At 51.0% G+C, this 22,450-nt stretch carries 23 protein-coding genes; 17 read left to right on the plus strand and 6 right to left on the minus strand.

Annotated features, from left to right (window positions below):
• Nucleotides 1-55: 55 nt before the first annotated feature.
• The 6 genes from ACFR81_RS06650 to ACFR81_RS06675 all read right to left on the minus strand — a co-directional run bounded on the left by ACFR81_RS06650 (nt 56) and on the right by ACFR81_RS06675 (nt 5,377).
• Nucleotides 56-226 carry an aldo/keto reductase gene (locus tag ACFR81_RS06650; RefSeq protein ID WP_377148687.1) on the minus strand — a complete coding sequence of 57 codons (171 nt, stop codon included), beginning with the start codon at nt 224-226 and terminating at the stop codon, nt 56-58.
• 104 nt (nt 227-330) lie between these two features.
• Nucleotides 331-654: a thioredoxin gene (trxA, locus tag ACFR81_RS06655; protein WP_145175993.1), complete on the minus strand. Its 324-nt coding sequence runs from the start codon at nt 652-654 to the stop codon at nt 331-333.
• A gap of 29 nt (nt 655-683) precedes the next feature.
• Nucleotides 684-1,715, minus strand: a complete 1,032-nt coding sequence (trxB, locus tag ACFR81_RS06660; protein ID WP_145175996.1) for a thioredoxin-disulfide reductase — start codon at nt 1,713-1,715, stop codon at nt 684-686.
• A gap of 94 nt (nt 1,716-1,809) precedes the next feature.
• Nucleotides 1,810-3,084 carry a hypothetical protein gene (locus ACFR81_RS06665; RefSeq protein ID WP_068168874.1) on the minus strand — a complete coding sequence of 425 codons (1,275 nt, stop codon included), beginning with the start codon at nt 3,082-3,084 and terminating at the stop codon, nt 1,810-1,812.
• Nucleotides 3,085-3,179: 95 nt separating this feature from the next.
• The gene (gene murJ / locus ACFR81_RS06670; RefSeq protein WP_068168784.1) at nt 3,180-4,817 is read right to left on the minus strand and encodes a murein biosynthesis integral membrane protein MurJ; all 1,638 of its coding nucleotides are present in this window, start codon (nt 4,815-4,817) and stop codon (nt 3,180-3,182) included.
• A gap of 56 nt (nt 4,818-4,873) precedes the next feature.
• Entirely contained in the window at nt 4,874-5,377 is a 504-nt protein-coding gene (locus tag ACFR81_RS06675; RefSeq protein ID WP_068168787.1) for an NUDIX hydrolase, read from the minus strand.
• A 90-nt stretch (nt 5,378-5,467) separates the two neighbouring features.
• Here ACFR81_RS06675 and ACFR81_RS06680 point away from each other — a divergent pair, with 90 nt between their 5' ends.
• The 17 genes from ACFR81_RS06680 (at nt 5,468) to ACFR81_RS06760 (ending at nt 22,291) form a co-directional block, all read left to right on the plus strand.
• Nucleotides 5,468-6,883: a CCA tRNA nucleotidyltransferase gene (locus tag ACFR81_RS06680; RefSeq protein WP_068168790.1), complete on the plus strand. Its 1,416-nt coding sequence runs from the start codon at nt 5,468-5,470 to the stop codon at nt 6,881-6,883.
• 36 nt (nt 6,884-6,919) lie between these two features.
• Nucleotides 6,920-7,144, plus strand: coding sequence for a hypothetical protein (locus ACFR81_RS06685; protein WP_151147178.1), 225 nt, complete (start codon nt 6,920-6,922; stop codon nt 7,142-7,144).
• 112 nt (nt 7,145-7,256) lie between these two features.
• On the plus strand, nt 7,257-8,333 hold the full coding sequence (locus tag ACFR81_RS06690) for an ABC transporter ATP-binding protein (protein WP_343873638.1): 1,077 nt from the start codon (nt 7,257-7,259) through the stop codon (nt 8,331-8,333).
• Nucleotides 8,333-9,244, plus strand: a complete 912-nt coding sequence (locus ACFR81_RS06695; protein WP_343873635.1) for an ABC transporter permease subunit — start codon at nt 8,333-8,335, stop codon at nt 9,242-9,244. Before ACFR81_RS06690 ends, ACFR81_RS06695 begins: the two co-directional genes overlap by 1 nt.
• 3 nt (nt 9,245-9,247) lie before the next feature.
• Nucleotides 9,248-10,588 (plus strand): sensor histidine kinase, encoded by a 1,341-nt coding sequence (locus ACFR81_RS06700; protein ID WP_343873633.1) that lies wholly within the window; start codon nt 9,248-9,250, stop codon nt 10,586-10,588.
• A gap of 36 nt (nt 10,589-10,624) precedes the next feature.
• Nucleotides 10,625-11,335 (plus strand): response regulator transcription factor, encoded by a 711-nt coding sequence (locus ACFR81_RS06705; protein ID WP_343873631.1) that lies wholly within the window; start codon nt 10,625-10,627, stop codon nt 11,333-11,335.
• Entirely contained in the window at nt 11,336-12,499 is a 1,164-nt protein-coding gene (locus tag ACFR81_RS06710) for a hypothetical protein (RefSeq protein ID WP_343873629.1), read from the plus strand. It begins immediately after the preceding gene.
• Between the two features lie 75 nt (nt 12,500-12,574).
• Nucleotides 12,575-12,934, plus strand: a complete 360-nt coding sequence (locus ACFR81_RS06715; protein WP_068168815.1) for a TM2 domain-containing protein — start codon at nt 12,575-12,577, stop codon at nt 12,932-12,934.
• Between the two features lie 258 nt (nt 12,935-13,192).
• Complete coding sequence (rpsF, locus tag ACFR81_RS06720) at nt 13,193-13,498, plus strand: 30S ribosomal protein S6 (RefSeq protein ID WP_068168818.1); 306 nt, start codon at nt 13,193-13,195, stop codon at nt 13,496-13,498.
• A gap of 138 nt (nt 13,499-13,636) precedes the next feature.
• Nucleotides 13,637-14,302 (plus strand): single-stranded DNA-binding protein, encoded by a 666-nt coding sequence (locus ACFR81_RS06725; RefSeq protein WP_068168821.1) that lies wholly within the window; start codon nt 13,637-13,639, stop codon nt 14,300-14,302.
• Between the two features lie 78 nt (nt 14,303-14,380).
• Nucleotides 14,381-14,617, plus strand: a complete 237-nt coding sequence (gene rpsR / locus ACFR81_RS06730) for a 30S ribosomal protein S18 (RefSeq protein WP_068168824.1) — start codon at nt 14,381-14,383, stop codon at nt 14,615-14,617.
• Between the two features lie 20 nt (nt 14,618-14,637).
• A complete protein-coding gene (rplI, locus tag ACFR81_RS06735; protein WP_068168827.1) occupies nt 14,638-15,087 on the plus strand; it encodes a 50S ribosomal protein L9 in 450 nt (149 codons plus the stop codon).
• 121 nt (nt 15,088-15,208) lie between these two features.
• Entirely contained in the window at nt 15,209-15,556 is a 348-nt protein-coding gene (locus tag ACFR81_RS06740) for a hypothetical protein (protein WP_145176024.1), read from the plus strand.
• Between the two features lie 418 nt (nt 15,557-15,974).
• Complete coding sequence (locus ACFR81_RS06745; protein WP_343873621.1) at nt 15,975-16,277, plus strand: DMT family transporter; 303 nt, start codon at nt 15,975-15,977, stop codon at nt 16,275-16,277.
• Nucleotides 16,278-16,311: 34 nt separating this feature from the next.
• Nucleotides 16,312-17,481, plus strand: coding sequence for a glycerate kinase (locus tag ACFR81_RS06750; protein WP_343873620.1), 1,170 nt, complete (start codon nt 16,312-16,314; stop codon nt 17,479-17,481).
• Nucleotides 17,482-17,663: 182 nt separating this feature from the next.
• Nucleotides 17,664-21,449, plus strand: a complete 3,786-nt coding sequence (locus ACFR81_RS06755) for a replicative DNA helicase (RefSeq protein WP_343873619.1) — start codon at nt 17,664-17,666, stop codon at nt 21,447-21,449.
• 32 nt (nt 21,450-21,481) lie between these two features.
• Complete coding sequence (locus ACFR81_RS06760; protein ID WP_068168842.1) at nt 21,482-22,291, plus strand: uroporphyrinogen-III synthase; 810 nt, start codon at nt 21,482-21,484, stop codon at nt 22,289-22,291.
• The last annotated feature ends 159 nt before the right edge of the window (nt 22,292-22,450 follow it).

Here is a 22,450-nt window from a genome sequence, read left to right on the forward strand (position 1 = left end):
TTTGCCTTCGGTGGGACCGTTGTCTAGTTGGTGGCGGGTTCCTGGTTTTTACCCCTTATGAATAAGCCTCACTGTAAAACTGAGTCATATCAAAATGACGGATTCCCAAATCAAAAGCTTCATTGAGAAGTCTAATTCCCTCAGAATGATCGCCATTATTTTGCTCTACTTTACGAGTAATTCCACCCATTCCATAACCAATGCGAGGAACAGCGAAATCATTGATTTGAAAAGTACCACCTCATTGATAATTCATTATCTAACCTTTCATCAAAAAAATGGAGAATTCCTCAAATCGAGGAATTCTCCATTCTTATTCATATAAAAATTTTATGCCTGAAGGTATTCGGCAAATTCTTTTACCAAAGCAGCCTTGGGCTTTGCGCCAACGGTCTGCTGAGCTACTTCGCCATCCTTGAAAACGTAGATAGCGGGAATTGAGGTGATTCCATACTTCATTGCAGTCGCGGGATTGTTCTCGACATCCAGCTTTACAACCTTGACCTGCTCGGCGTACTCTTCACCGATCTCGTCGATAACGGGACCAACCATGCGGCAAGGACCGCACCATTCAGCCCAGAAATCTACAATAACGGGCTTATCGGAGGAGAGAACCTCTTCAGAGAAATTAGCGTCTGTTACCTGCTGTGACATGTGGTGTCCTTTCAAAAAATGGGGATGGTTTAGAGGGTTTCGAGGTAGTGCTGGGCGTCCAGAGCCGCTACACAGCCTGAACCGGCAGCAGTAATAGCCTGGCGGTAAGTCGGGTCAATGACGTCGCCTGCAGCGAATACACCGGGGATAGAGGTCTTAGAAGTACGTCCGTCGACGGCGATGGTTCCCGCATCGGTCAGCTTGAGTTTACCTGCCACCAAAGCAGTCCGAGGATCAGAACCGATCGCAACGAAAACACCTTCAACAGTCAGCTCTGATTCTTCACCGGTTTTAGTGTTGGTCAGAGTTACCGAAGAAACCTTGTCTTCACCATTAATGGTTTTGACGGCAGAATCCCAAATAACTTCAATCTTCTCGTGATCAAATACGCGCTGCTGCATAATCTCAGAACCGCGTAGCGAATCGCGGCGGTGCACCAGATAGACCTTGGATGCGTGGTTAGTCAGATAGAGAGCCTCTTCCAATGCGGAATCGCCACCGCCAACCACTGCGAGTTCTTTTTCTTTGAAGAAGAAACCATCACAGGTGGCGCACCAGGAAACGCCGTGCCCGGAAAGGCGTTGCTCGCCCTCGATACCTAGCTTGCGGTACTCGGAACCGGTAGAAATAATAACGGTCTTTGCCAGGTGAACAGAGCCGTCACTCAAAATGACCTTCTTGGTGTCGCCATCTAGTTCAAGCTGTTCGACGTCCTCGTAACGGATATCCGCTCCGAAACGCTCTGCTTGTGCACCAATGGTAGTCATTAGCTCGGGGCCCTGGATACCATCTACGAAGCCGGGGAAGTTCTCCACTTCGGTAGTAGTCATCAGATCGCCACCGGGGGAGACCGACGAAGCAAAAAGTACAGGCTTCAGATTTGCGCGTGCGGTATAAATCGCTGCGGTGTAACCAGCAGGGCCAGAACCCACAATGATGACGTCATGAACCGGCTGGTTCTCATCTGCTTCAGGAGCAGGTTTTTCAACGCTGGCGGGGCTTACATTAATTGATGCGCCGGCACCTGCGGCAAAGAGCCCACCCAATGAATCGGTAGCCATCTGAAATCCTTTCCCAGGAAATAAAAACTTATCGGTTAATAAAACCTATCAGCGCCCCCGAATATTCCTCATGAGAACGCTGATAGGCAAAAACTTAGTTAGAAACTGAAACCTCTGCGATACGCAGACCATAGCTGTAACCCGCAATGGGCTGGGTGAGCTGAGGAGCTTCAGTGAAGCGAATAATAACGAACTTAGCGCCGTCCTTCTGCTTCTGCTGGTCAAGATCAACACTCACCGTAGATCCGGCGAAAGAGCCTGAACCCACTTCAGTAGCACCATCCAGAGACGCCGAATCGTTGGTCAAAACTGTGAACGCACCACCGGTTCCACTCTGCTGCTCAATGGTGAGCTGAGAAACGGGAGCCTGCTCCTCCAACTCAAAGGCCAACGCGACCTGATCAGTAGCGCCACCAAAATTAGAGGTAGCAAAACCATAGCTCATCCACGCGGTGGAGGTATTGCCATCGGTCATCTGCCCCAAAGTGTTGTCCTGATCCGCCATGAAACTAGGGTTAGCAGGAACAAGACGGGTCACGTTACCAGCTAGCTTGGCATCTGCCTTTTTTGTTTCAGACGGAGTGGAAGAAGGAGTAGCGCTGCTAGAAGACGCCGCAGCAGAGGAGGATGACGACGCCGGAGTAGCAGCCTGCTCCTCGCCCTTATCCTTCACCATGCCAGAGAGAGAACTGAAGACTACCGCCACACCCACTACAAGCAAAAGAATCGCAGCAATGGCTACAGCCCATACGCCGCCGCCGCTCTTTTCTTCATCGTCGTCGGCATAATCGTCGTAATCCTCATAGTCGGGAACCTCATCAGCGTAATAGGCATCCGCATGTTCCTGACCAGCTGCCCCGGCAGCAACCGCCGATCCCGCAACCACAGGAGCTTCTACCGAATAACCAGGAATTTCCCGCGTGGCAGAAATAGACTGCGGGGAAGATGAACGAGTTGCCGCAAAAGAACCGGGAGCAGTGGAATCTTCATCCCCAAAGATTTCCTCCCCCAACGCCTCCTGCGATTCAGACGACGCCGCCAGGGTCGAAGAATCCACCAACAACGTATCCAACAGCGTATCTGGACGCGCCAACGCCGTCACCAAATACGCACGACCACTCGTATTACCCAAATCGAGCACCTGCACCTGCGAACGGGCATTAGTCACCAGCGTGCGAGCATTCGCAATCAACCGATCATTATGGGCAGTAGCCGCCACTACAATCGAAACCTTACGATTGAGAACGGTGTCCTTGCCCTCAAGAATCGAATCGCCATCAGCTGTTTCAGTAACAGCTCCGGTCACTTTATAGCGCTCGCCAAGAACAGTGTTCACAGGAATCGGCTGAGAAGAGTGCGACTGGGACAAGTGGTCCTCCAAAAGGCAAGATTTCTTACGTGGTCAGTGATTTTAAGTGAAGTTTACCTGCTCAACCCCTCAATCGTGGCGGGGTAGAGAAAGGTTTAGAGGAAAGGAATTTTCCGACGCAAAGGATTCAGCAGAACATCTAGTTCCTGCACCCGAAAAATAAGAAGGAAGAAATAGTAGGCAACAGACATCACAACGCCACCGACCATAATTGTAATCAGCGCGTTCATAATGCTACTCCAGGCAAAACCGTTGAACGAATAGCCACCCAAAAGCCACAGAGCCCACGCCCCAAAAAGGCCGGCAAAAAACGATGACAGCGCAACCCGAGCATGAGTCAACACAATATTTCGACCGTCATAACGACCAAACCGTTTTCTCAACACGAAATGGCTGAGAATAACCGCCAGAACATTCTGTAACGCATAAGTACCTGCCAGCGCGAAGACCGTATGAGAAGGATCCAAACGCGACGCAATAAAACCAGCCACCACAATAAACACCGCAGAAACCAGCTGAATAAAGAATGGTGTACGCGCATCCTCCTGCGCATACAACACACGCCCCATCATGAAAGCGATAGTCAAGAAAGGCCCACCCAAAGCGATCACCGTAATAGTCTGACCAATCTGAGCCGCCGACGTCACATTCCCATTACCAAAGAGCATCCCCACAGGGCCAGCAAAAACAATCAGCGCTACAGCCAGGAAAATAGTGGCAACTGACGACACCCGCAACCCAGAAGAAAGAGCAGCAACAACGTTCTCGGCGTCGTCGTCCTGCGAAGCTTGAGACATCTTATTGAAAAGATACGTAGCAATCGACAAACCAATCACACCGTGCGGCAACGAGTACAACATCGACGAGTAATTCAATGCCTGAATACCCGGAATAATCTGCCCATCATGGGCAATAATATTTGAAGCAGTCTTCGTGAGATAGAAAAACGCTAAATTAGAGACGACGCCGGTAGCCAAAGTCCACCCCGCCAACTTGGCAGAATCACCCAAACCAATACCACGCCACCCAAACTTAGGGCGCAACCTCAAACCCAACCGCTGCAGAGGAATCAACAAAATCAGCGCCTGAATAGCCACGCCCACCGTAGCAGAACCCGCCAGCACAAGAGTCTGAGCGGAAGTCCAATTCGACACATCATGCAGCGGGGGAACCTCAGCACTCTGACGGCCAAACGCAAAAATAAAGTAAATCAGCGCGCCAATAGCCACAATATTATTGATGACCGGCGACCACATGTACCAGCCAAACGCCCCGCGGGCGTTCAAAACCTGACCAATAATCGTGTAAAAACCGTAGAAGAAAATCTGCGGCAAACACCACAGGGCGAATACCAGACCGAGCGCTCGCTGATCGTCGCTCCACTCTTGACCCATAATCGAAATAATTGGCCAAGCACAGGCAACTACAACCAAGGTAACTGCGGCAATTCCCACGCTCGCCAGAGTAATCAGACGAGAAATAAAATCTGAACCGCCGTCATCATGCTTTGCCGCCTTGATGATTTGCGGAACCAGCACCGCATTAAAAATACCCCCGGCAACCAACACATAAATCAGGTTCGGAAGGGTATTCGCGGTTTCAAAAATAGTACCCATTGCTGTGCCAGAACCAATAGCAATGGTAATCAGAATGGTCTTCACAAAGCCGAGAATGCGAGAAACCATAGTTCCCGACGCCATAATGGCACTCGAAAATGCACCGGTACGTGCCACGTGTGAACTCTTTTCTGCGTGTTGACTGCAAATAAGCAGGCGAATCCGCGCCCCGCCTAAGAAAGCTGGTGGATGATGTACTCGCGCGCAATCTCAGCGATGCGGCGCTCATTAGGGAACGAAAGCTTGCGCCCCAAATCGTCTATATTAACCCACGCTACGTCAACAGCCTCGTGGTCAGGGTCTTTTTCGGTTGTGAGATAGCCACCAGTGGCAGAAAGAAGATAGTGGTGAACCGTCTTATGCACACGCCGTCCAGCAACCGTAAACCAGTAATCAATACTGCCTAAAGACGCCAAGACATCGCCCATAATGCCCGTCTCTTCTTCAATTTCCCGAGCTGCGGCTTGAATATTGTTCTCATCATTTTCCGGATGTCCCTTAGGCAAGCACCATTCCAGGCGTCCCCCACGGTTTACACGAGCAATGATGGCAACGGGTAAAGCAGGGTTATCAAAATCGACAATTACGCCGCCTGCGGAGACTTCTTCCACCGTGGGCAACATGGAAACGGGCGTAAACGCACGTCTCTTGGGAGCCCGGGGTACTGGAAAAGTCATGTCTCTACCTTAACCGATAGAAATGCATAAGTGTGATTAATGGTGAGAGAGTGCGAACATCTGCCAGTTATCTGGCACGATTAAGGGACTATGGCGAAATCTCTTGACACCTCTGCAATCCATCCCCTTGCCCTAGAGCTCGGTAAGCTTTTCGAGACGGCGGGGTTCGAACTCTCATTGGTGGGTGGTCCTGTACGCGACCTGTTTCTGCATCAGCAGGCAACCGATCTTGATTTCACTACAAACGCTCATCCCGACCAAACCCTTGCAGTGGTCAAAGATTGGGCTGATACTACCTGGGAAATCGGTAAGGAATACGGCACCATTGGGGTGCGTAAGGGAAACGAAATGGTGGAAATTACCACCTATCGCGCCGACGCATATGACCCTGATTCCCGTAAGCCCCAGGTTGCCTTTGGCGATAATCTCGAAGACGATCTCTTTCGCCGGGACTTCACCATCAACTCTATGGCGCTGCGCCTCCCTTCTTTAGAACTGGTTGATCCTTTCGGAGGGGAATCCGATCTGGAAGCCGGGGTTATTCGCACACCGGGCACTGCAGAAGATTCGTTCTCAGACGACCCCTTACGCATGATGCGCGCAGCCCGCTTTGCCGCACGCCTTGATATTGACGTTGCCCCCGAAGTTTTCACCGCTATGACGGACATGGCAGAGCGCATCAACATTATTTCGGCTGAACGAGTGCGGGATGAGCTGGTCAAACTTATTAAGGCACCTGCTCCCGTACGTGGAATTGAGCTCCTCGTGGAATCAGGGCTGGCGGGCTACGTTCTGCCGGAAATTCCCGCTCTCAAACTGGAAGTGGACGAATACCATCATCATAAAGACGTGTACCAGCACTCTTTGAAGGTCTTAGAGCAGGCAGCCTCACTTGAGACAGACACTGAAGGCCCTGTTCCCGCCCCCGACTTCGTGCTTCGTTTTGCAGCTTTGATGCACGACATCGGAAAGCCAGATACCCGCAAGTTTGAGCCCAACGGTTCGGTGAGCTTCTTGCATCACGACATCGTGGGGGCAAAGCTGGTTAAAAAACGTATGCGGGCTTTGCGATTTGATAATGACACCATCAAGGCAGTGGCTCGCCTCGTCGAGCTACACATGCGTTTCTACGGCTATGGCGATGCCGGCTGGACCGACTCGGCGGTACGCCGCTACGTGCGCGACGCCGGAGACCTGCTGGAGCGGTTGCACCGACTCACTCGTGCTGATGTCACAACCCGCAATAAGCGCCGAGCAAACCGGATTGCTCACGCCTATGACGATCTCGAACGTCGTATCGAAGAACTTGCCGAACAAGAAGAGCTCGACGCCATGCGTCCGGATCTTGACGGCGAACAAATCATGGAGATTTTAGGGGTTTCACCTGGACCTATAGTTGGAAAGGCATATAAATTTTTGCTAAACATGCGCCTCGATGAAGGTTCATTAGGAGAAGAAGAAGCAACCCGCAGGCTCAAAGAATGGGCAGCGGATCAGGGGATCTGAATTCCGAGACGGGACAAGCGACCAGAAAGTTCACCTTTGACCAGCAACTGCTGGTTAAAGGTGCGTTTTGACGGTCGCATCTTCAGCTTCGCAAGCTCAGCTATTCCAGCAGATTTTTATTTCCTCGCTCGCTCGGAAAATCTGCTTCCATCTCGCTCGCTCGGAACCGGCCTGGGCATTCGCTACGCTCATAGCTTCCTATTCGGTTGCCTCTTTCTTCCTCGCTCGCTCGGAACCGGCAACCTCATCCTTGCGGACTAGAAGGTCTCTAAGGATTTCATACCTGAAGTTATACCTAATAAGCCTCCTATCCCCGTACTGTAGAGAGTAGACAGGTAAATCTTCTAGACCACCTATTGAGCGAGGAAAATACATGCTCGAGATTAGAAATCTCACCAAAAAATACGGGGCGAAAACAGCCGTCGATAACATCAGCTTTACCGTCCCTAACGGCAAAGTCACCGGCTTCCTCGGCCCCAACGGCGCAGGTAAATCAACCACCATGCGCATGATTGTCGGGTTGGAAAAACCCACCAGCGGGCAGGCGCTGGTAGACGGCGAAAAATACGCCTCAAAGTCATCTCCTCTCTCCTCGGTGGGAGTTCTGCTCGACGCCAAGGCAATGCACCCTGGACGCTCAGGTCTAAACCACCTGCGCTCCCTCGCTCTTACTCACGGCATTCCCAAGAGTCGTGTCGATGAAGTCATCGATATGACCGGTCTGAGCGCCGTCGCCAAAAAGAAGGTTCGCGGATTCTCCCTCGGTATGGGACAGCGCATGGGCATTGCAGCCGCGCTCCTGGGCGATCCGCAGAATGTTATTTTGGACGAGCCCGTCAACGGACTTGACCCTGAAGGTGTTATCTGGGTGCGTAACCTAGCGCGCTACCTCGCATCTGAAGGCAAAACTGTACTGATTTCCTCTCACTTGATGAGCGAAATGGCACAGACTGCTGATGACCTCGTGGTGATTGGCCGCGGTCGAGTTCTTGCCAACTCTTCCATTCAAGATTTCTTGTCGCTGGCAGCAAATGATCGCATTTTAGTTCGTACTGATCACCGTGAGCAGCTTGATCGTCTTCTTCAAGAACGAGGAACCTCGGTTTCGCCCATCGAAACAGACGGTTTGATGGTTCAAGGGTTGGACGCGCGGTCTCTCGCTCGCTTGGCGGCGGAGTCGAATGTGCTTCTGCATGAGATCACCCCGCAGATTGCTTCTTTGGAAGATGTCTACATGAATATGACCCGGGACGAAGTGGAATATAACTCCTCTGATTTACCGGAAAATCATCAGACTGGTGCAGGTGTCTCACCTGTGGCTCCCGGGGCAACAATGTATGAATCAAACGGTATAAATCAGTCGAATGCGAACCAGGAATCGACGCCGTGGGCGGGCCAGCAGGGTAGCCGCGCAGTATCTGGAACCACTTCACAGCAGGAGGAAAACTAATGACCACCACTACCTCAACTGCGTCGCGGACTTCCATTGCGTCGCGAAGCGCCTACGCTGATAAGAAATTGAGCTTTTTCGGTACGGTTCGTTCAGAAGCTCTCAAGTTCCGCACGTTGACCACTAACTGGGTTATGACACTTATTGTGGGTGTTGTGATGATTGGTTTGGCGCTTCTCTTTGCAATGAACCTTAACTCACAGGCTGATATGTTGCGCGACAATCCTCAAATGGCTGCCGAGATGGCGGCTCAAGCTGGGGAAGACGGCGCTTCGTACTTCACGATTGATGGTCTAGTACATTATGCTCACGGGCTGGGCGCGTCGGGCACCATGCTAGCTAATATGCTCATTGCTTCTATTGCCGTGGTTTTTGTGGCATCTGAATATGCCACACGGGCTATTGGTACTACTCTTACGGTGGTTCCTCGCCGTTCTATGGTGTATGTAGCGAAGTTCCTTGTGGTGAGCGTCTTCGGTTTCATTACCGGATTTGTTGTAGCTGCTCTTTCCTATTTTGCTTCTACTCCCATTCTCAATGAGGAGCTTTCGAGCAAAATTGATTTCTCTTCGGGTGCCGTCATGAACTGGCTGGGTGTGGCAATCTACTTCATGCTTATGGCTTGGATGGGTCTCGGATTTGGCGCGCTATTGCGTAGCAATGCGGGCGGCGTGGTTTTGGTCGTTGTCTTGATGTTCGTGATGCAGATTATTTTCAGCACCTTGCAGTTTGACTGGGCAACCGATTTCGCACCTTACCTCCCAGCAAGTTTGGGCAACAACATCACTTCTTACGGTTTGCCGGAGGACGCTAAGGTTGGCTACCAGGAATCTGGGGCTTGGCTGGCTCTTTGGGCTGGTGTTCCTGCTTTGCTCGGTTACCTGCGGTTTGCTTTCACCGACGCTAAGTAAGGTATGAAGTCTCGTTCAACATCTGGCGCTGCGCCTCTTTCCGAGGGGCAGCGCCTTGTTGCGCTTCGTCGGGGAAGGACTACGCGTTGGGTGAAGGCTCATCCTGTAGCTACTAACGGGATACTTGCCGGGCTGAACCTGTTGCTGCAGGGGATGTTCTTGGTGGTTATGGCAATTCCGCGAGATTGGCCTTCGGTGCCGCATCTTCTTGTTCTTATCGTTTTCAATCTGTTGAATACTGCCCTGATTTTTGTGCGCAAACGGTGGCCCCTGCAACTTTTGCTAGGGGCAACATTGGTCGACCTTATCTATTCCGTTATCGTCGGTACCGAGAGCAGCTTTTCGCTGGCGGGTTTTGTGCCGTGGATCTTTCTCTACACTGTTGCTGCGGAGCTGAGTCTCCGTCTGACTATTTTTGGTTTCCTTGCTGTGAGCGCCGCCAATATGGTTCTCATGGGGTTCCTTTATCTTTCTGAGCCGATACCTACGGGCGATGGTTCAACTATCTCTTTACAAGAGAATCCACTCCCGCTTCTTACTCTTTTAGGGTTTAGCGTGGGTATGGGTGTGGCGATTAACCTCGTCGTCGTTATGTTCGGCAGATTCACGCATAAGAATAATGAGTTTGATCGTGAAATCGTCGAACGCTTTGATCAAACACAGGTCCTCGCCGCTACTGAAGAACGAACCCGTATTGCTCGCGAAATGCACGATGTGGTGGCGCATTCATTGACCGTAATGATTACCTTGGCTGACGGTGCACGGATTGTGGGAAAGAAGAATCCTGAGCGGGCTGAGGAGGTTCTTCAAGAGCTTTCTCATACTGGACGTACGGCTTTAGCTGATATGCGCCGAACCTTGGGCGTGTTGCGGGAGCCTCATACCCATAATGCGCCGCTTTCACCTGCCGAGGGAACTTCAATGGATGCTCGGGAGAACCTTCAAGAGCTAGTAGATTCTTTTGAAGCAACGGGCATGCCAGTTGTCTTTGAATACCGGGGTGAGGCTATTCCTACGGATAATAATTTGAGGTTGAGCCTTTACCGTATTGTGCAGGAATCTTTGACTAATGCGCTTCGTTATGGACGGAATGTTAGCGAGGTGAGGGTGAAAGTGGAAGTTATGCTACCGGATGTTTGGATCACTGTAATAAACGATGGAACAGCCGCGCTAGAAGATTCTTCGGGTATAGGCTCTTTGGGGTCAGGAAAGGGTTTAACTGGTATTCGGGAACGAGCTGCGTTCTATAACGGGTCGGTGATCGCTGGGCCTAACGATATGGGTGGTTGGACTCTTCGCGCTCATCTGGTGTGGGAATCTTCGGTTCCTTCAACTCATCACTAAAATAAAGAGTATTGGCTCCGGGAGGTAAGGATCTCTATGTTTGAAGCATCACCGCTACGCGTGCTGTTGGTAGACGACCAGTCTCTTCTGCGGATGGGATTTCGCCTGGTGCTAGAGGGCACGGATATTGAGGTGGTGGGGGAAGCATCCGACGGCGCGCAAGGAGTTGCAATGGCGCAAGAACTGCGCCCCGACGTCGTGCTGATGGACGTCCGTATGCCAGTTATGGATGGCATTGAAGCTACGCGGCAGATTACTCAAACTACGGAGTCACGAGTCATCATTTTGACCACTTTTGATGTGGATGAATATGCATTTGCTGGTTTACGTGCGGGAGCCAGCGCATTTATGCTTAAGGACGCGCAGCCTGAGGAGCTAGTGAGAGCTGTGCAAGTGGTAAATGCGGGGGAGTCTATAGTGGCTCCCCGGATGACTGCTCGGTTGGTAGAAGAATTTATCAATAACACATCTACTAGTAATTATGCTTTAAATGGAATATATAAAAGTAGATTAGAGTCCTTGACACCCCGGGAAAGAGATACAGTGGAAGCAATAGCTACCGGTCTTTCCAACTCTGAAATCGCAGAAAAGTTCTTTGTTTCAGAAACCACGGTCAAAACGCATGTGCGGTCGATTCTCTCCAAACTTGATGTAAGGGATCGCGTGCAGGTGGTTGTCTTCGCATATGAGTCGGGAATGGTTCAACCGGGAAACAAGTCCCCTCATGTCTTGAGAAACGATTTCTAAATGACGGAGCAGAAGCCTCAAGAAGATTCAGCCAATCGCTGGTCTCATAACCGTATCCTTACCGTTTCTCTGCGCACGGTAAACAGGGGGCGCAGGGCGGCAGGAATTCTTACCTATTCTGAGATGCGGTCGGTGAAACGGCGTCTGTGGTGGGCCATGGCGGTTGTGGTGATTCTTAGCATTCTCGTTGCCACTATAGGGAACTATATTTCCACCGTTCGTACTCCCACTGAAGCTATCGAAAAACACTTCAACAATCTTCGAGACGGCCGGTATTTCAGGGCTATGGATCGTTCGGCGTATGGGGATGACTCTGTTGTTTTTCTGAAGAATTCGATATATCGGCAGTCACCTGGCCGCGTTGAATCCTATTCCATTGAAGAGATTCAGGAATCTGGCAATACTGCGACGGCGCAGGTGAAAGTAAAAGCAGATGGTAAAGAACAGCTGGTTCGTCTGAACGTGGTGAAAGACCATAAAACGGGAATTTTTAATGATGCTTGGCAGCTTGCAGAGCCAGGGCAAAAGCTCTTATCGGTGGAAAATTCTTTTCCTCTGGATGAATTCTTTATCAACGGGTATGCCGTAGATTTACCTGATACTGGAGCTTTCTCTCCTGAGGAATCTTCCCTCTGGAAGGTCGCTCTATTACCCGGAAAATTTGAGTTTGGTATGCCTAAAGATTCCTACTATTCGGTGGTCGGTGGGTCTTACTCTGTGGGCGTGGGATTTGATCAGGGCTCGCTGAAGCCTCTGCAGTATAAGCTTCGTCCGTCTTACCGTATGTGGAGTGAAACGGATCAAGAGATTAATAAGTGGGTGCAGGAATGTATGAACTCTCGTTCCCTCTCTCCAGAAGGTTGCCCTGCTTCTAAAACACCCTCGGAAAAAAATATAACCGAGGTGGAATGGAATCTTATTTCACGTCCAGTGATGTATTTAGAACAGGATTCCCAGAAGGGGGATACTTGGCATGCTAGCAAATATAAACCTGCAGAATTTGCCGTGACCTATGAAAAAAACGGGAAGAAAATTACCGAAAAAATCTCTACTCCTATCGATGCAACGGTTGTTTCATCGGGCAAAAGTGCGTCGATAGAGGTAAAGGCGGGGGAGCCTTCTGAATCCTCTGCTTCACCCTCTGCGAAAGGTACAGACAGGTAGTCAAATTCTCAGTAGCCTTAAAAGTAATACAAGCAGAATCTCTAAGATCTGCACGGCTACATCAAAGGAGAATCCATGTCAGAAAGACCCGAACATTACACCCCGCAATATATAAATAATCAGCGCAATCCTTTTGCTCCTACCTACGGAATTAACCAGCAAGCTACCACCGTAATTGTCCGGCAGAAATCTTTACTCATTGCCTATCTACTGTGGTTCTTCTTGGGTTGGTTAGGTTTACATAAGCTGTATCTGCGTCAGCCTTTTATGGCGCTCTTCTACGTCATTCTGTTTGCTATCGGTTCCACCACCTGGCACATAATTCTAGGCATTCCCTTTATTGTCTTGTGGGGTCTGCTCATGTTCATAGATATCTTCACCATGCCAATTCGTGTGGGGCTAATGAACTCTCTAGCAGTTCGTCGCACGTACTAGTTTTTGTTCCCGTTCGACGTCGAAGCGCCGGGGAGCTACGGTGGTTAGCCGCTTTCCCTCGGTGGCGGTCTGAACTTACACGTCTGTAGTTCGTGTGACCTTGCGCCGAACCTCCAAAAAACCCTGTAAATAAGGCGTTTAATCCTGTAAGGTGGCAAAGTCTGTGCAGAATCGGCCAATCTCCGCTTTTGTGCAAGCGCGAAATATCTCCTGCTATGGAAATCCCATAGCCGTTTAGCCCAAAGGAGGGGTTTAATCATGCGTGAATACGAATTGATGGTTATCCTCAATCCCGAGGTAGAGGATCAGGCTGTTGAGCCTACCCTCTCTAAGTTCCTCGAAATCGTAACCAAGGACAACGGCACCATTGACAAGATGGACATCTGGGGCCGTCGCCGCCTGGCATACGAAATCCAGAAGAAGACCGAAGGCATCTACGCAGTCGTCAACTTCACTTCTACCCCGGAATCTGCAGCAGAATTGGATCGTCGCCTTAACTTGAACGAATCCGTGATGCGCACCAAGATCATCCGTCCGGAAGATCAGAAGATCTCCTCCAAGTAATCCCTTTCAAGGGGTTGGTTCACGCCGTTTCAAAGTGATGTGATTTTTTTACAGAATTTTTGAGATTGACGCCTAAAAATGTCAGACCCTCATGAAAGACTTTTTCTAATTACTTGATTATTCGACTGGAGGCATCAAATGGCTGGCGATACCGTCATTACTGTCGTTGGTAACCTTACCGGCGATCCCGAGCTTCGTTTCACCCCTAACGGTGCAGCGGTAGCTAACTTTACGATCGCATCCACCCCGCGCAATTTTGATCGCGCATCGGGTGAATGGAAAGAAGGCGAGACCCTCTTTCTTCGCGCATCAGTATGGCGTGAAGCCGCTGAAAACGTGGCAGAAACCCTGCGTAAGGGTATGCGCGTCATCGCACAGGGCCGTTTGAAGTCCCGCTCGTACGAGACTAAAGAAGGCGAACGCCGCACTTCAATGGAGCTAGAGATCGAAGAGATTGGTCCCTCACTCCGTTTTGCATCTGCCAGCGTGAACCGTAACCAGCGCTCCGGAGGTAACAACTTTGGTGGTCAGCAAGGTGGCGGTTTTAACAATGGGGGAGGCAACAACTTCGCTGGAGCTAACCAAGGTGGTTTCAATGGTGGCAACACCGGTGGCCAGCAGGGTGGTTTCAGCGGCGGCAACGGTTATAGCAACAATAACGGTGGCGGTAACTTTGGTGGCTCTCAGGGCAACCAGCAGTCCTCACCGCAGTCAGCTCCTGCACCTAGTGCAGATCCGTGGGGCGCTCAGTCCGGCGGAAACTATGACTGGGGTGCGGCGTCTGAAGACGAACCGCCCTTCTAAACCGATAACCTTCGAATAAAAATATCCACCATCCCGCGGTTTAGCCGCGGGCTCCCAACAAAATAAAGGAGCACCACGATGGCTAAGGCTGAAATCCGTAAGCCCAAACCAAAGCAGAACCCGCTCAAGGCTGCAGACGTAACCGAGATTGATTACAAGGACGTCGCTCTTCTGCGTAAGTTCATCTCCGATCGCGGCAAGATCCGCGCACGTCGTGTAACTGGCGTAACCGTGCAGGAACAGCGCAAGATCGCTCAGGCAATTAAAAATGCCCGCGAAGTTGCACTCCTGCCTTACTCCGGCGCTGGCCGCTAAAGAGAAGGAGAGTAAAGAACATGGCTAAGATCATTCTGACTCAGGAAGTTTCCGGTCTGGGTGTTGCAGGTGACGTCGTTACTGTAAAGAACGGCTACGCACGTAACTTCCTTCTGCCCCGCGGCTTCGCAGTTGTATGGACCCAGGGCGGCGAACGCCAGGTTGAGTCCATCCGCGCAGCTCGTACAGCTCGCGCTAAGGCATCACTTGAAGAGGCACAGGCTCAGGCAGCTAAGCTTTCAGACGCAACTGTAACCGTTGCTCACAAGGCTGGCTCCGAAGGTCGTCTCTTCGGTTCTGTTAAGGCAGAGACCATTGCAGACGCTATTGAAGCTGCTGGACTAGGTTCTGTTGACAAGCGTGCGATCCACCTTGGCAACGCTATCAAGTCCACCGGTACTCACAACGTTTCCGTGCGCTTGCACGAGGACGTTGTAGCAAACGTTGAACTTGACGTTGTAGCTGCATAAGTTTTTGCTTATGAGCGCCACGCGTTTGTAAAGAATGCCGCTTTCCTTGGGGAAGCGGCATTCTTTGTATGTGAAGGCGCTTTTGATTCCGTTCTTAGAAAGTAAAGGCATACTAGAATTTATGCGCTTATCATCCCAGACAACCGATTCTTCCTCCCGTGCGTCGTCGCGGTGGGGTTCGCTGAAATCTAGCACCCAGATGTTCCTGGTTGCACTTATTGTTCAAGTGATCGCCACAGTCCTTTCTTTGATTGCGGTTTATGGGTCTCTTTCTAGCCCATCGGGTACCCTGACTCTCTTTTTGGTATGTTTGGTGGGGAGCATCATCGCCTCTGCTCTGGTGATGACTTTGACGGTGGTGGGCCTATTTCGTTATCGCCACATGACCCTATGGAACGCGCTTCTGTTGATTTTTACGGTGGTGACTAATCCGGTGGTTGTGCTGGCGCTTCTGGCCACCGCTCTTTGACGAGGTTCTCTAGTGTGCTTTCCTTTCGTCTGCCCAAACACCTGCCTCATGAACTTCTGAGACCGTTCATATAATGTTTTTAAAATCTCCAGGTGACTCCCAGGATTCTTAAATGAATACCAAAGGTTGCTGGTGTTAACTAGTAATAGATGGTTCGAGGAGCACCTGAAAAGGATTCCGAAGCTTTCTGAAAGTTGAATAGCCGGTGCGAGAAATGCTGAATTTCGTATCGAGAATGTGTGTGTTAAAAACTAGCGGCAAGACCAGTATGGGGGTCGGGCCGCTAGTTTTTTGTTTAAAAAATAGTGGGATTTTGCTAGAGTATCTCCCACCGGACGATGTAAGCCGTGCCCGGAGAGTCCTCTCTAAAGTAAAGACGGCTTGAAATAACTATTGTTTTTTCGAGCTGGGGCGCGGTATGTACTGGGCAATTCTTATTATTTCTGGTCTTTTTGAAGCGGTATGGGCTACAGCTTTGGATCGTTCGGAGGGGTTTACCCGGTGGCTACCCAGCGTCGTCTTTGTAGTGGCGCTTGTGGTGAGCATGGGTGGGCTTTCATTCGCACTGCGAGAGGTTCCACTGGGCGCAGGGTACGCGGTGTGGGCTGTAACAACTGTTATTTTTGCGATGGCTACCGGCGCGGAATCAATATCTTGGGTGAAAATTATTTTCTTGCTCATGATTATCGGCGGGGTAATAGGTTTGAAAGTTTCTCACTAGTTCGTACTGTGGGATTTTTTGAACATAATGGAGTATGGCTACTTTCCCAAGCGTTCTCATTGCAGTTGATAAGTTCAAGGGTTCTCTTTCTGGTGCTGGGCTTTCTGAAGCAATCGCAGAGGGGATGAAGGATGAGCTGGGGCGATCCTTTGAGCCACTCATATGTCCTATCGCTGATGGCGGAGATGGAACGGTCGAAGCGGCTCTTGCCGCTGGTTTTCGGGAAATCATGGCGCCGGTTTCTGGTCCTCTGGGGGAGCCAGTAGAGGCTCAGTTCGCTTATGAAGGTTTATCCCAGACCGCTGTGATTGAGGTGGCGGAAGCATGTGGGCTGTGGCGTATGGATTCTCAGCAGCTTGATGCGGTCAATTCCACAACTTTTGGTGTGGGTGAGTTAATCCTTGCTGCGTTGGATGCCGGAGCCCGTCATATTGTGGTGGGGCTGGGTGGATCTGCCACTACCGATGCTGGTGCGGGGATGTTGCAGGCTCTAGGCGTAAAGATTCTAGACGACGACGGTGAGCCTCTGCGCGCAGGAGGAGGGACTTTACTGGGCGCGGCTCGAGTAGATGTATCGGGGCTGGATAACCGGTTAGATTCGATTGATTTCACGGTTGCTTGCGACGTCACGAATCCTCTTTTAGGCTCGAGCGGTGCGGCTGCTGTTTTTGGTCCGCAGAAGGGCGCAACAGAAGAGCAAGTTTTGCTTCTTGACCGGTCATTAAAACATTTTTCCAACCTTTTAGAGTTGGATATGGGTGTTTCACGTGAAACATTCAGCACTCAGGAAGGCGCTGGGGCCGCAGGAGGACTCGGATTCGCCTGCCTCGCTTTAGGGGCCAAAATGCGACCGGGGGTAGATATTTGTTTTGAACTTACCGGTTTTTACCAGGTATTAGAGCATGCAGACGTAGTGATTACGGGGGAGGGGAAGCTCGATGAGCAGACCCTCCAAGGAAAGGGGCCTGCCGGCGTCGCCAACGCAGCCCGCGCGCAGCATAAGAGAACTCTTGCTGTCTGCGGTTCCAACGAGCTCACTGCCCAACGAGCAGAAAAGGCAGGGTTTGAGCGGGTTTTCGCCGTCCTAGATATGGAGTATGAAGGACACCAAGTAACCCTGGCGGAGTCCCTAAAGACCCCGAGCCACTATGTAAAGCTCCTCGGAGCAGAGATTGCCCGATATCTCAGGGAATCACCGAACTAACAACTCTTGAGGCTTACCCCATCAACACCTGGTATGAACTGAAAAATTCATGCACGAGACCAATGAGCTTCTCTCATGTTCTATGGAGGGAAATTTCATGCCGTAATCAATCCCACCTCGTGTGTCTTTCTGTGCCATGAGAAAATAGAACCCACCCTAGCAGTTAGCAGAAGAGGTAAAAAGTGTCTGAGAACCCCGAGTATGGTGCCCGTACCCTTCCCCACGATGATGTGGCGGAGCAGTCTGTTCTGGGCGGCATGATGCTTTCTAAAGATGCGATTGCTGACGTCGTGGAGGTTCTGCGTGGGTCTGATTTTTACAAGCCTGCGCACGAGAATATCTACGAAGCAATTATTACTCTTTACGGCCACGGCGAACCTGCCGACGCCGTTACGGTTGCCGACGAACTCAATAAACGCGGTGAACTTAATCGTATCGGCGGCGCCCCCTATCTGCACTCGCTGATTTCCTCGGTGCCCACCGCTGCCAACGCCGGATTCTACGCGGAAATTGTGGCAGAACGCGCGGTCTTGCGCCGTCTGGTTGAAGCTGGCACTAAGATTGCCCAGCTGGGTTATTCGCAGGACGGCGAGGTCGAAGGGTTGGTGAACCAGGCGCAGGCTGAGGTTTATAGCGTTGCCGACGGCCGTGAGAACGAAGATTATGTCCAGCTCAAAGAAGCCATGGATTCCACAGTAAATGAGATTGAGGCGAACGGCTCGCGTGCCGGTGGTATTCACGGCGTCCCCACTGGCTTTATTGAATTTGATGAGCTCACCGCCGGGTTGCAACCCGGTCAGATGGTGGTTATTGCGGCTAGGCCGGCAATGGGCAAGGCTCTTGCGCTCGACACTCCAATCCCTACTCCCTCAGGTTGGACGACGATGGCAGAACTATCCGTTGGTGATCAGGTTTTAGGCTCCGATGGTTGTCCCACCACCGTGATTGCAGCTACTGAGGTAATGAATAATCGCCCTTGTTATCGAGTGGTTTTCGATGACGGGTCGGAAATTATTGCCGATGCTGAACATCAGTGGCTCACAGATACCCGGGCCTCTCGTAAGTCTAAGCAGGCAGTACTAGCGGGCCTCCAAAAAAACCAGCGGAATACTGCTGAAGTGCGAACTACTGAAGAGATTCGTTCTACTTTGCGTTGCAACACTGCTGATGCCCGTATCAATCACAGCGTGAAGAACGCTCGTCCTTTGCAATTTCCGGATGCTGATTTGCCGATTGCCCCTTATACCTTGGGGGTGTGGCTTGGAGATGGTGCGAGCGCCGCTGCCCGGGTAACATCAGCTGATTCCGAAGTTCTCGCGGGGATTGAATTAGACGGATATCAAGTTAAACAAGTCGATGGAATAACCTATTCTGTTTCTCTACCGACCGTGTCGGATGCAGGTGAACTTAAAGCGTGGGTTGTGCGTCCCTGCTCCGAATGTGGCAAAGATTGCCATGGGACAAGATGCCTAGAATGTTATAGAGAAAAATCAACTGTACAAGGGCGACTGCGTAAGCTTGGTGTCCTTGGTAATAAACATATTCCTGCAAGTTACCTTCGGGCTTCCGAGAAGCAGCGTAGAGCTCTTCTGGCTGGGTTGTTGGACGCTGACGGTACTGTAACTAACGCTGGGTGTGTGCAACTGGTCGTGACAAATCGCCAGTTAGCGTTGGACGCTCAAGAGCTGATTCATTCGTTGGGTTACCGCTCTGGCCTTCGTACTAAGCATGTGAAGGGGCGTTCTGAGGCTACTTCTACCGCATACAAGCTTACTTTTTCGGCTGCGGATACGGTCTTTGGATTATCGCGAAAGAACGATGCTCATCGCCTTCGCGACGCTCGTCCCACGCCTAAGCGAACTAGTCGGTTTATCGTGGCGGTAGAGCCCATAGAGTCTGTGCCCGTGCGTTGTATTCAGGTAGATAATGAGGAGCATCTCTTCTTAGCTTCTCGTGCCATGATCCCTACTCACAATTCTACGTTTGCCCTCGACATCGCTCGTTCTGCGGCGATTAAGAACAATATGGCGACCGTTTTCTTCTCGTTGGAAATGAGCCGCAACGAGATTGCTATGAAGATTCTTGCCGCTGAGGCTTCTCTTAACCTGGGGGATTTGCGCAGGGGGCAGCTCGACGACGACCAGTGGGCTAAGCTCGCTACCGCCGTCGGCAAAATGGACAACGCGCCTTTGTTTATTGACGATTCGCCCAATATGACGCTGATGGAAATCCGGGCGAAAGCGCGCCGCCTGAAGCAGCGAAATAATTTGAAGCTCATCGTTCTCGACTACTTGCAGCTGATGAGTTCGGGTAAAAAGGTGGAGTCGCGTCAGCAAGAAGTTTCCGAGTTCTCGCGTGCGCTGAAGCTCATGGCGAAGGAACTCGAAGTGCCGCTCATTGCGCTGTCGCAGTTGAATCGTGGTTCAGAGCAACGAACCGATAAGAAGCCCATGGTGTCGGATCTGCGTGAATCTGGGTGTCTGACTGCTGATACCCGTATTTTACGCTCAGATACTGGCGCAGAAACGACCATGGGTGAGTTGTTCGCATCGGGCGCTCGGAATGTTCCTGTATGGTCCCTTGGTGACGATATGCGGTACGTTGAGCGTCATCTTACCCATGTTTTCTCTACCGGAGTGAAACCTGTTTATTGCATGAAGCTTGCTTCAGGTAAGCAGATTCGAGCAACCGCGAACCACCCTTTCTTTACGTATCGTGGGTGGAAAGGTCTGGGGGAGCTTGAACCTGGTTCGCGGATTAGTGTTCCCCGCCACGTGAACGGGCCTAGTAACCGTGTTATATGGGACGATGCGCAGGTGACGATGCTCGCTCATATGTTGGGAGACGGTTCGTTTGTGAAGGGGCAATCTATCCGCTATGCCTCGGTAGATGAGGAGAACTTGCAAGCAGTAACAGAAGCGGCAAAGCACTTCGGTATTATTGCTGTCCGAGACACTCATGAAGTTGCTCGCTGTACTTCTTTACGTCTTCCGGCGCCCTATCGTCTTACCCATGGCAAGAGAAACCCTCTTGCGGCGTGGCTTGACGAATTGGGACTGTTCGGATTGCGGTCATGGGATAAATTTATTCCCGCTGAAGTATTTACATTGCCGAAAACGCAAATCGCCCTGTTTATCAAACATCTGTGGGCAACTGATGGTTCAGTGACTGTAAAGAAAAATGGTAGAAGCGGCCGCATTTATTTTGGCTCCACATCCCGGCAGATGACCGAACAAATCTCCCTGCTTTTGCTACGGTTCGGTATCTCTACTCGTCTGCGTGAGGCGCCTCTGAAGGGAGAATATCGCCAGGGCTACACCTTAGATATTTCCGGTCGCGATGAGCAGCTTCGTTTCTTGCGTGAGATTGGTGTTCATGGAGGGCGTGCTACGAATTGCCAACGTCTGCTGGACATTCTTGAAAATGAAGGCATGAAGTCAAACACTAACGTAGACACGGTACCTGCAGAGGTATGGAACGATGTCAAAGATATACTTTCTGACCGAGGAATAACACATCGAGATTTCCAGAAAGATATGGGCAGCAAATATTGCGGTTCCGCCTTCTATAAGCGTTCGCCCTCTCGTAGCCGATTGGCTCGAGTTGCGTCCGTCCTTGATTCGGCTGAATTGGATATGCACGCGGTAAATGACATCTTCTGGGACACCGTGGTGAGTATTGAGTATGCAGGCGAGGAAGAAGTCTTTGACGCAACCGTACTGGGGCATCATAACTTCATTGCTAACGGTATAACTGTGCATAACTCGATTGAGCAGGATGCGGATATGGTCATCCTCTTGCACCGCGACGACGTTTACGACAAGGAATCTCCTCGCGCTGGTGAGGCGGATGTCATTGTGGCGAAGCATCGTAATGGCCCGACCAAGACAATCGCTGTTGCTTTTCAGGGTCACTATTCACGCTTTGCGAATATGACTCACGATTCATATTCAGATGGTGGTTTCTAGCCCTGCGGGGTTGAGTGCGAGAAGATGGATTTATGAACGATCAACTTCTCGCTGATAAGACCATTGCTATCACTGCTTCTCGTCGCGCTGAGGAGCAAGCGGGCGCGTTCGAGCGCCACGGGGCGCGCGTCCTCCTTGCGCCTACGGTGCGAATCGTGAAGACGGATGACGACGCCGCACTCGCTGCTGAAACGCAGCAGGTTCTAGCACACCCGCCGCATGTTCTGTTGGTTGCTACCGGTCACGGTTTGAAAAGCTGGCTGGATGCAACAGAAAAAAATGGTGGGGCTGAGCGTCTCAAAGAGATGTTAAGTGATGCGCAAATTTATGTGCGCGGCGCCAAGGGCAGGGGTGCGGTGCGCTCGCTGGGTTGGCAGGATTCTGGAATCGCGCAGGTGGAGACTACCGAATCGTTGGTGGAGCTTGCGCTGGAGAAGGGCGTTGCCGGAAAGAACGTGACTATTCAGCAGCATGGTAAACCGGACCCCGCTTTAGTGAAGAGACTGGAAGACGCCGGTGCTACGGTAACGCAGGTACATCCTAACCGGTGGGAGGAACCTGAAAACCCGGCTTTAGTGGATGAGCTCATCAATCGTTTGATTGCGGGGGAGATAGATGCCATTACTTTTACGGCGGCGCCGGCGGTAGAGGCTCTTCTGGAGAAGGCTTATCACTTAGGTAGGGGGGATGAGGTCGAAGCAGCACTCCGTACCGAAACCGTTGTGGCTGTCGTAGGGCCTGTTACTGCCGAACCGTTAAATGCTATAGGGGTAAATCCTGTGTGCCCGGAGCGATTCCGCATGGGGGCTATGGTGAAAGATTTAATAGAGGCTCTGCAATAAAAATTTCCGTTTTGGTCTCTCCTTATTGCTGTGACTTGCGCTTTTCTGCTGAAATATTTCTTTTTTCTACCCTTAATTTTGAGAAATTCCGCGTGTTGAAAGCGCTATGTCATGTAATTTGTTACCCGTAGGTAACTTAATGTCAGGGATTTAAGGAAT

Source organism: Rothia amarae, assembly GCF_042677725.1.
Taxonomy (GTDB): Bacteria; Actinomycetota; Actinomycetes; order Actinomycetales; family Micrococcaceae; genus Rothia; species Rothia amarae.

Bases quoted from the DNA above. Each gene is read 5' to 3' on its own strand.
- trxA (WP_145175993.1), bottom strand. From the start codon at position 654: ATGTCACAGCAGGTAACAGACGCTAATTTCTCTGAAGAGGTTCTCTCC.
- ACFR81_RS06690 (WP_343873638.1), top strand. From the start codon at position 7,257: ATGCTCGAGATTAGAAATCTCACCAAAAAATACGGGGCGAAAACAGCC.
- ACFR81_RS06750 (WP_343873620.1), top strand. From the start codon at position 16,312: ATGGCTACTTTCCCAAGCGTTCTCATTGCAGTTGATAAGTTCAAGGGT.
- rpsF (WP_068168818.1), top strand. From the start codon at position 13,193: ATGCGTGAATACGAATTGATGGTTATCCTCAATCCCGAGGTAGAGGAT.
- ACFR81_RS06675 (WP_068168787.1), bottom strand. From the start codon at position 5,377: ATGACTTTTCCAGTACCCCGGGCTCCCAAGAGACGTGCGTTTACGCCC.
- ACFR81_RS06700 (WP_343873633.1), top strand. From the start codon at position 9,248: ATGAAGTCTCGTTCAACATCTGGCGCTGCGCCTCTTTCCGAGGGGCAG.
- rplI (WP_068168827.1), top strand. From the start codon at position 14,638: ATGGCTAAGATCATTCTGACTCAGGAAGTTTCCGGTCTGGGTGTTGCA.
- ACFR81_RS06705 (WP_343873631.1), top strand. From the start codon at position 10,625: ATGTTTGAAGCATCACCGCTACGCGTGCTGTTGGTAGACGACCAGTCT.
- ACFR81_RS06695 (WP_343873635.1), top strand. From the start codon at position 8,333: ATGACCACCACTACCTCAACTGCGTCGCGGACTTCCATTGCGTCGCGA.
- ACFR81_RS06680 (WP_068168790.1), top strand. From the start codon at position 5,468: ATGGCGAAATCTCTTGACACCTCTGCAATCCATCCCCTTGCCCTAGAG.
- trxB (WP_145175996.1), bottom strand. From the start codon at position 1,715: ATGGCTACCGATTCATTGGGTGGGCTCTTTGCCGCAGGTGCCGGCGCA.
- ACFR81_RS06740 (WP_145176024.1), top strand. From the start codon at position 15,209: ATGCGCTTATCATCCCAGACAACCGATTCTTCCTCCCGTGCGTCGTCG.
- ACFR81_RS06715 (WP_068168815.1), top strand. From the start codon at position 12,575: ATGTCAGAAAGACCCGAACATTACACCCCGCAATATATAAATAATCAG.
- rpsR (WP_068168824.1), top strand. From the start codon at position 14,381: ATGGCTAAGGCTGAAATCCGTAAGCCCAAACCAAAGCAGAACCCGCTC.
- ACFR81_RS06760 (WP_068168842.1), top strand. From the start codon at position 21,482: ATGAACGATCAACTTCTCGCTGATAAGACCATTGCTATCACTGCTTCT.
- ACFR81_RS06710 (WP_343873629.1), top strand. From the start codon at position 11,336: ATGACGGAGCAGAAGCCTCAAGAAGATTCAGCCAATCGCTGGTCTCAT.
- ACFR81_RS06745 (WP_343873621.1), top strand. From the start codon at position 15,975: ATGTACTGGGCAATTCTTATTATTTCTGGTCTTTTTGAAGCGGTATGG.
- ACFR81_RS06725 (WP_068168821.1), top strand. From the start codon at position 13,637: ATGGCTGGCGATACCGTCATTACTGTCGTTGGTAACCTTACCGGCGAT.